The organism is Ideonella sp. P3_A4 (genome assembly GCF_056403075.1).
Map to the genome: position 1 here is coordinate 1 of NZ_JBFUGE010000644.1, position 3,238 is coordinate 3,238.

Here is a 3,238-nt window from a genome sequence, read left to right on the forward strand (position 1 = left end):
GAAGATGCGCAGCAGCACGGCCCGCATCCGCGGCGACTGCATCACGTGCTGCCAGCCGACGCGCATCGCACCGACGAAGCGCTCACCGGGCAGCGCGCTTTCCTTGTGCTGCGATTTCCAGCGCAGGATCAGGATGAAGGCACCGAAGGCCAGCAGCGCATTCAGCACGAAGACCCAGGCGCTCGACGTGGCCGCGAGGATGGCGCCGGCCACCACCGRCCCGACGATGCGCGACAGGTTCATCGCCACGCCGTTGAGCGCCAGTGCCTGCGGCATGTGGTGGCGCGGCACGATCTCGGGCACGATGGCCGCAAACACCGGCCAGCGCATCGCCAGGCCGATGCCGTTGGTGAAAGTCAACGCGATCAGCAGCGGCGCGGTCAACGAATCGGTCAGCGACATGATCGCCAGCACCACGGCGTTCAGCGACACCCACAGCTGCGTGCCGGCGAAGTAGCGCCGCCGGTCCAGGATGTCGGCCAGCGCCCCGCTGGGCAGGCCGAGCAGGAAAACGGGCAGCGTCGACGCCGTCTGCACCAGCGCCACCAGCACCGGGCTGGTCGTCAACGTGGTCATCAGCCAGGCGGCCGCCACGTCGTTCATCCACATCGTGATGTTGGCAGCCAGCCAAGCCAGCCACAGCATGCGGAAGAGCGGTGTCGAGAACGGCGCCAGCGCAGAGGTGGAGTGCGCAGGGTCGGCTGCGGCGTCAGGGGCGGATTCGGTTGTCACACGGTGCAGGATGGCAGGATGACAAAGCCCCGCTCGAGGCGGGGCCGTTTGGGTCAGGCCGCGGCCTGCCGGCACACGCCGGTCCGCTCTCGCAGACCGGCTGTTTGATCAATCAGCATCCTGGAACGCCTCTTCGCGCTTGCTCTTGATCGACGGCAGCATCACCACCACCAGCAGTGCAAGCGCCGCGAGCAGCAGCCCGGCCGACAAGGGGCGGGTGAGGAACATCGACCAGTCGCCCCGCCCGATGCGCAGCGCGCGCCGAAGGTTCTCTTCCATCATCGGCCCGAGGATGAAGCCCAGCAGCAGCGGCGCCGGCTCGCAGCCGAGCTTGTAGAACAGGTAGCCGATCAGACCAAAGCCCGCCGCCATATAAACGTCGAAGTTGTTGTTGTTGAGTGTGAACAGGCCAATGCAGCAGAACACCAGGATGGCTGGGAACAGGTGGCGATACGGCACCGTCAGCAGTTTGATCCAGATGCCGATCAGCGGCAGGTTCAACACCACCAGCATCAGGTTGCCGATCCACATCGACGCGATCAGGCCCCAGAACAGCTCCGGGTTGGTGGTCATCACCTGCGGGCCGGGCTGGATGCCCTTGATCGTCATCGCACCAACCATCAGCGCCATCACCGCGTTAGGCGGGATACCCAGCGTCAGCATCGGGATGAAGCTGGTCTGCGCGCCGGCGTTGTTGGCCGACTCAGGGCCCGCGACGCCGCGGATGTTGCCCTTGCCGAAAGGCACCTCGCCCGGGCGGCCCTTGATCTTCTTCTCGACCGTGTAGGCGGCAAACGAGGCCAGCAACGCGCCGCCGCCGGGCAGCACGCCCAGCAGCGAACCCAAGGTGGTACCGCGCAGCACCGCGGGCCAGGCGTCCTTGAAGTCCTGCTTGGTGGGCCACAAGCCTTTCACGTCTTTGGTGAAGACCTCGCGGTGCTCGGCCGGCATGCCCAGGTTGGCGATGATCTCGCCGAAGCCGAACACGCCCATCGCGATGGTGACGAAGCCGATGCCGTCGCTCAATTCCGCAATGTCGAAGCTGTAGCGCGGCACGCCGTCCATCACGTCGGTGTTGATCTGACCCAGCAGGACACCGAGGATGATCATCGCGATCGCCTTGACCAGTGAGCCGGAAGCCAGCACCACCGCGCCGATCAGGCCCAGCGTCATCAGCGAGAAGTACTCCCAGGGGCCGAACTTGAAGGCCAGCTCGGTCAGCGGCGGCGCGAAGGCGGCGATGATCACCGTGCCGACACAGCCCGCGAAAAACGAGCCCAGGCCCGCAGCGGCCAGCGCCGAGCCGGCGCGTCCCTGGCGCGCCATCTGGTAGCCGTCAATCGCGGTCACGACCGAGCTGGATTCGCCCGGCACGTTGATCAGGATCGCGGTCGTCGAGCCGCCRTACTGTGCGCCGTAGTAGATGCCGGCCAGCATGATCAGGGCCGGCGTCGCGTCCAGCGCGTAGATCGACGGCAGCAGCATCGCGATCGTCGCGACCGGCCCAAGGCCCGGCAACACGCCAATCAGCGTGCCAAGCACGGCACCGCCAAAGGCGTAGAGCAGGTTGGTCAGCGTGAACGCGGTCTGGAAACCGATGCTGAGGTTGTGAATCAAGTCCATGGTGTGTGCGTTCTCGCCTTGATCAACCGCCGAGGAAGCTCGGCCACATCGGGATGGTCAGCTTCAGGCCGAGCACGAACACGGCCCATGACATCACGGTCAGGATCACCGCGTTGACGATCGAGCCGAGCCAGGTGTGCTCGTCGCTCGCATAGGCCGACATCAGCACCAGCAATGGCAGCGAGAGCACCATGCCCAGCCGCGGCAGTGCGAAGCCGAAGACCACGACCGATACGATGATCACCACCAACGGCTTCCATGCGAAGGCGCCGATCGGCTCGCCGTCTTCGGTCTCGATCGTCAGCGCTTCGAACAGGATCATGCCGCCGAGGATGGCCAGCAACAGCCCGAGGCCGAAGGGGAAGTAACCAGGGCCGGGCAAGGCCGAACTGCCGAAGCGGTAGTTCAACGCACCGATGGCGAATGCGCCACCAACGACGATGAACATCAGCCCGGACCAGAAGTCCTTTTGGCTTTTCACTTTCACGGACCGTCTCCTCGGAAATGCAGAGGTGGAGCAGGGGGTTGCGGCGGATTCTAGGGAGACCCCCTGCCAGCGTCGCTGTGGATTACACGTAAGGAAAGATCACGGCGCGGGCCGCGTCGGCCACGCTGGCGCAGGCCGCGTGAGGCAGCCTTCAAGGCAGTGCGGAACACCCTCTCAGGAGGGGGTCTCAGATTCCCAGCGCGGGGTGCAGCGCAGCACTTCTTCGAGCGAGGTCAGGCCCTGCGCCACCTTGGCCAAGCCCGCAACGCGCAAGGGCTGCATGCCCTCGCTGACGGCGTGGCGACGCAGGAGCGCGGTGTCCAGGTGCGGATGGATGGCCGCGCGCGCCGGCTCGGTCATCATCATCAGCTCATACAGCGCTGCACGGCCGCGGTA

At 65.8% G+C, this 3,238-nt stretch carries 4 protein-coding genes; all 4 read right to left on the reverse strand.

Translation table 11 applies throughout. From position 1 onward, the window contains the following. A partial coding sequence (locus AC1DYI_RS30435) for an MFS transporter (RefSeq protein ID WP_477207856.1) occupies positions 1 to 645 on the reverse strand: 645 nt, incomplete at its 3' end. A gap of 195 nt (positions 646 to 840) precedes the next feature. Then, a complete protein-coding gene (locus AC1DYI_RS30440; protein WP_477207853.1) occupies positions 841 to 2,355 on the reverse strand; it encodes a tripartite tricarboxylate transporter permease in 1,515 nt (504 codons plus the stop codon). 22 nt (positions 2,356 to 2,377) lie between these two features. Then, on the reverse strand, positions 2,378 to 2,842 hold the full coding sequence (locus AC1DYI_RS30445) for a tripartite tricarboxylate transporter TctB family protein (RefSeq protein ID WP_477207854.1): 465 nt from the start codon (positions 2,840 to 2,842) through the stop codon (positions 2,378 to 2,380). A 174-nt stretch (positions 2,843 to 3,016) separates the two neighbouring features. Next, the coding region (locus tag AC1DYI_RS30450) for an ATPase, T2SS/T4P/T4SS family (protein ID WP_477207855.1) at positions 3,017 to 3,238 on the reverse strand (222 nt) is incomplete at its 5' end.